Annotated in this window: 4 protein-coding genes and 1 pseudogene; 1 reads left to right on the top strand and 4 read right to left on the bottom strand. The window is 62.1% G+C overall.

What is annotated here, in order from left to right:
- Together AB4Y99_RS25815 and AB4Y99_RS25810 are read right to left on the bottom strand one after the other, a co-directional pair.
- A partial coding sequence (locus tag AB4Y99_RS25815; protein ID WP_441525337.1) for a hypothetical protein occupies positions 1 to 315 on the bottom strand: 315 nt, incomplete at its 3' end.
- 169 nt (positions 316 to 484) lie between these two features.
- Positions 485 to 2,134: a tetratricopeptide repeat protein gene (locus tag AB4Y99_RS25810; RefSeq protein WP_441525336.1), complete on the bottom strand. Its 1,650-nt coding sequence runs from the start codon at positions 2,132 to 2,134 to the stop codon at positions 485 to 487.
- Between the two features lie 316 nt (positions 2,135 to 2,450).
- On the opposite strand from AB4Y99_RS25810, the gene AB4Y99_RS25805 reads away from it, so the two are divergent.
- Entirely contained in the window at positions 2,451 to 2,696 is a 246-nt protein-coding gene (locus AB4Y99_RS25805) for a DUF7696 family protein (RefSeq protein WP_441525335.1), read from the top strand.
- A gap of 418 nt (positions 2,697 to 3,114) precedes the next feature.
- On the opposite strand, the pseudogene ligD reads toward AB4Y99_RS25805, so the two are convergent.
- Positions 3,115 to 4,152, bottom strand: a pseudogene (ligD, locus tag AB4Y99_RS25800) (non-homologous end-joining DNA ligase).
- A 107-nt stretch (positions 4,153 to 4,259) separates the two neighbouring features.
- The gene (locus tag AB4Y99_RS25795; protein ID WP_441525334.1) at positions 4,260 to 4,481 is read right to left on the bottom strand and encodes a hypothetical protein; all 222 of its coding nucleotides are present in this window, start codon (positions 4,479 to 4,481) and stop codon (positions 4,260 to 4,262) included.
- Between the last annotated feature and the right edge of the window lie 298 nt (positions 4,482 to 4,779).

Below are 4,779 nucleotides of genomic sequence, written 5' to 3'. Positions count from 1 at the left end.
GCGCTGGGCGGCCGGCATGTGGCCGTCACCTTTCGTGACGAGCGTGCGCGACTGAGGGGCCCCTCTACTGCTCGCTGGACCCTTCAGCCGCGAGATTTCCGCATCGGCGGCCTTCAGCTTGATCTCAAGCGACCTCTGCTTGGCCTGCAGATCGGTGACCAATTTGAACAATTGGTCATTGGAGACGCCCTGCGCCTGGGCTGGCGCGATCGACCAAACGGCACAGGCAATAGCTAGCGCAGAGCACCCGGCTCGCAAATTCGTCTCCCCGCGGACGATGAGAGCCATCTTACTTATGATGTCGTGATCGAGCATGTTCCGTCCCCCTGGTCGCAGCAGCTAAAAGCGACCTGGGGCGGAACTGAACACGTTTCGAACGTCTGACCAGAGCTGCGACAGGATGTGCTCCTGACACCTCTTGACGAGATGCGCAGTTGAAGGCAGCAGGCGAGATGCGAAAGCGATTCGCGATTTATGCGGGTATTTAAGAGCCGGCGCGAGTGTCGGTGACGGCGAACCCGGCCTTGCCCAGGCCTTCCACAATATGGGCGATGTAATCTTCCTGGAACTTTCGCCCGCGCCAGTCGATATGGAATTCGGCGGCGTAATTAGGCCTCAAATGGCGCAGGATTTGAAGATGCGTCTCTGCCCTGGCTACGGCGCCAAGCTGCCCGCAGACGGCCGCCAGGATGACATGCATGAAATAATATTTCTCATCGATGCTGAGGTTCGAGGCCAGCCGCAAGGCGCCCTCGTAGTCGCGCTGGCGATACAGCTCCAGGATCGGGACACCATATGACATCGCCGGATGATAGTACTCGCGCGCATTGGCAGAGCGCACGAGTTCGGCCCCCTCCTCATAGCGACCCATGACATAGAGCCGATTGCCCAGCGTSAACTGATGCTCGCCGGATCCGGGGTTCAGGTCTATGGCCCGCCGGCCGGCCCGTTCGAATTCCTCGAACTTCCCCATGGCGAACAGCACTGTCGAGCGCATGCTGTGAGCCAGGGCCGAGTGCGGCGCGACGCGGATGGCTTCATCGGCCATGCCGAGGGCTTCCTGCAGGATCCTGCCGCTCTCGGCCGGCCGGGCGTAGAGACCTCGAATCTCGTTCATTTGGATATAGGACAGCATCGCCCAGGCGTCCGAGTAAAACGGCTCGTCCCTGACCGCTGCCTCGAGACATGTCCGGATATCCTTCTGCTCGGCGTCGTCGAGATTCGCTAGGTAAGTGACGGCGTGCACGACACAGCTATAGGCGTCCTGATGCTTGTCCGGGTGGAGCTTGCGCTCATTCACATTGACGATGCCCCAGCGCTGCCCGATCGCCCTCGCGACGGCTTCGCCGACGACCTTCTCCGCTGCCATCATCGAGGAAGCGCCGGCGGATTCGATTTCCTCGCGCGACGCGAGAATGAGACCTGACCGGTGCTCGCTCAATATCCATTGGCATCGCAGCGTTCGGTCCTCGACATCGGCGGCGATGTCGAGGACATAGATATTGCCCGCCCCGCTGGGGCACAGCGCCGTTACGATTTCCTCAAACGATTTGTGAGGCTCCAGACTGGCGACGCGCAGGCTGTGATAGGGAACGAGAGCGGCAACAACCGAGCGGATCGCGCGAGACGATGCATCGCGGGTTCCCTCACCGGGCGCTGACCTCACCACGATGATCGGGATCTTGTGCACTGGGCCTCGCTTGCCTTCTTCCGGGCGCGCTTGCGCGGGCATCGGCCGAAGCCCCGCCCGGACCAGAGTCTCGTTCCTGCCCGAAGTCCGGGGCGCTTTCGGCTGACGGCGCTCGAAGCGCGGTACGTATCCGCCGACGGGCAGGTGAATCGCCACGTTCTCCGCGGCGCCATCAACGACGTAATAGAGAGCCAGCGCCGAACGCAGGCGGGCAGCCTCGTTGCGAACGATCGCGTCCTTGGCGGGATTAAAGTCGACACCTCTGCCGAAGACATCCACCGCGATCGTGTAGGCCTTCAATTGGAAGCTTTTTCCCGCGACCGTCTTTTCGACGACATACCGAAGGAAGCGCGCGCCTCGTTCGGAAATGCGAGCGCTAGGCGCATTTAACAAATTGTCGAGCGCCGATGCGATCTCGCTCTCTTCAACGCCGTCGAAAGGCATATCGCAGGGATCCACTTTATTGGGCATCCCACGCCGCGGGGAGCCGATTGTCACGGGACGCGATCATCTTTGCGGTACTGTGCTTTACTGCATTGCAGCATAGCGCTCCGCGTTCAACAACGATCTGCCGCCAGGATTCCGGGATAATCGCTCGCGGTCGGTAATTTGTTCTGAAATGCGCGRGATGATTTGCGCCTTTACGTATGCAACCTCATGTCGCGTGGCGACACCCATGAACACTACGAACTCGTGCATGCAATGAGGAAAGCGCGGCCCTGACATGTTCGGCTGAGCGCGAATCTGGCAATTCGGCGCTATGCCGTTCCCACCGGACAACCCGCCGCACGTCTTCTCCATCCTCGCYGGACGCGAGGTCTCGACCTGGTCGGAAGAGTGGAAGCACGAATGCGAGGTGCGCTACTTGGCTGGCTTGCCGCTGGCGCAGCGGAACGACGCCTTGGACGGCAGCCCCGGCAGCATGAAATTCAAACGAGGCGAGGCCGCTGTTGCCTTCCTCCGCGCTGAAATCGAGCGCTACGGGCGGCTCAAGAGCGCGACCTAGATTGGGGAGGGCCCAAGGCCTCGATCGGAAGCGGCCGGTACATCCGCGGCTCGCTCTCCGATCGAAGGCAAAGAAGCGAGCCGGTCGGCCGGGGGGGTGGAAAACCGGCTCGCTTCTGGTGATCATCTTGGCAGAGGAGCCACCACAACCGCAAAAGGGACGGAAACGGTTGCGCGACGAAAACTGCCGCCGGCCGACCCTTGTTCCACGGTGATGAAAATTGTTCGTGACCGTACAAAGCTGTGCGGCTCAGCTCCGCCAGACCCATCCGACCGCAACCGCTGCGGACAGAATTGCAGCAGTCAATGCTATGGCATCATGACCCAAGCAATTGATCGGGCGGTGCGCTTTGTCTTCGGTCGGCCGTCATCGTGAGCCATCGTCGATCCTCTCTCGGAGGATCAACCGTCCGCAGCCGCTACGAGTTCATTTCAAAGATCGAGGCTTCGTCGGCATCCTCGCGCAGACCCTTATACGAGGCATGCCGAAGCTTCCCGTCATCGGTCCAGCCGCGCAACGCGATCTCGGCGACCAGATCCGGCCGCGTCCAGCGATAGGTCCTCTTGCGCGACGGCATGGTGACCGCCGGCTTGTCGATGATCAGCGTGTCCATCTGCTTCCGGAGAACAGTGGCGGTCGCTCGTGTGAAACCGGTTCCGACGCCACCGACGTAAACCAACTCGCCGTCCTTGCGTGCGGCCAGGAGCAGTCGCCCGATGCCGCCGAGGGCAATTGGCGACGGCTCATAGCCGATGATGGCGAAGCTCTCCGACTGGATGCACTTGATCTTCAGCCAGTCGCCGCCCCGACCGGATCGATAAGGTGCCGATCGCCGCTTCGCTATGATGCCCTCAAGTCCAAACTCGCAGGCCAACCCGAGGAAGRCAGCGCCGTCCGCGTTGATCTCCTCGCTGAGACGGATCGAGGCATGCGGTTGGGCAGCCAGCACGTCGGCGAGCATCTCCCGCCGCTCGGTCAGCGGCTGCTCGCGCAGATCATGTCCGTTGAAATAAAGCAGGTCGAACGCGTAGAGACTGGCTTCCGGGGCGAAGCGCTTCCCGCCCCGGCCGCCTAGCGCCTTCTGGAGCGCTCCGAAGTCGGCAGCGCCCCGCTTGTCGAGCACGACAGCCTCGCCGTCGAGAATGGCGCTGTCGAGCCCAAGCCCCAGCGCGTCGTGCGCAATGGTCGGGAAGCGAGGCGTCCAGTCAAAGCCGCCCCGGGTGATGATCCGAACGCGCTTGCCGACGATGTGGATCGCGAGACGATAGCCGTCCCATTTCACCTCGAAGGCTCAGTCCTCGCCAATCGACGGCTTGCTCTGGAGCTGCGCGAGACATGGTTCGACGCGATCTGGCATCGGATCGACGAAGAGATCGCGCTCAAGCCGTTTCCGCCGCGCCGGTCCCTTGACCGTATCGACACCCAGCCCGGCCCGAAGAACCCGACGCGCACACATCTGACGCAACCCCACAACGCAACGACTCGCGAACGGACAGCGGGTCGAATCGTTCCCGAGGCCCGGAACGAAAAAGCCCGGCCCCGCCGAAGCGAGACCGGGCTGAATTATGCAACCTTGGTTTGCCGGAACCGCGCCACCGCTCGTCGCCGCAGGTCGTCTTCATCCTCGGCAACCGCAGACAGCGCGGCAATAATGTAAGCCAGCCTGGTACGATCGACTTCAGAGAGAGGTTCAGGCGAAGCGAGTTGAAGCTCCTCCCAAGCTGATTGCAGTGCGCTTTCTGCTCTTGCGAGATCGACCGGATCGCTTAGCGGCGAGAATGGCATGTCATCCTCCCCAGGGACACCATAAGCACGCGAAATCTTAGGCTCACAGATCGTCGTGGCAAGAGGTCCCGAAAACGAAAAAGGCCCGGCGCCGCGCGAGCGGGCCGTGCCTCGATCGTTAAGAATACGGTTACGAGAAGGCAACCAAGGCAAATCTGAGCGGCGCCGTTGCTGGTCGCCTCGGCAGGGGCAGCCTCAAGCTCCACCCAAGGGAGGCCCGACGATGGCACGAAGCAGGCTGGCCGTCTCCAGCACCCAGGCGAAGGAACAGCGCACCGCCAAGGGCGTGCCTAAGCGC

Source organism: Allobosea sp. TAB14 (genome assembly GCF_052113865.1).
GTDB classification, from domain to species: domain Bacteria; phylum Pseudomonadota; class Alphaproteobacteria; order Rhizobiales; family Beijerinckiaceae; genus Allobosea; species Allobosea spartocytisi.
This window is presented reverse-complemented; position numbering and strand designations above follow the sequence as displayed.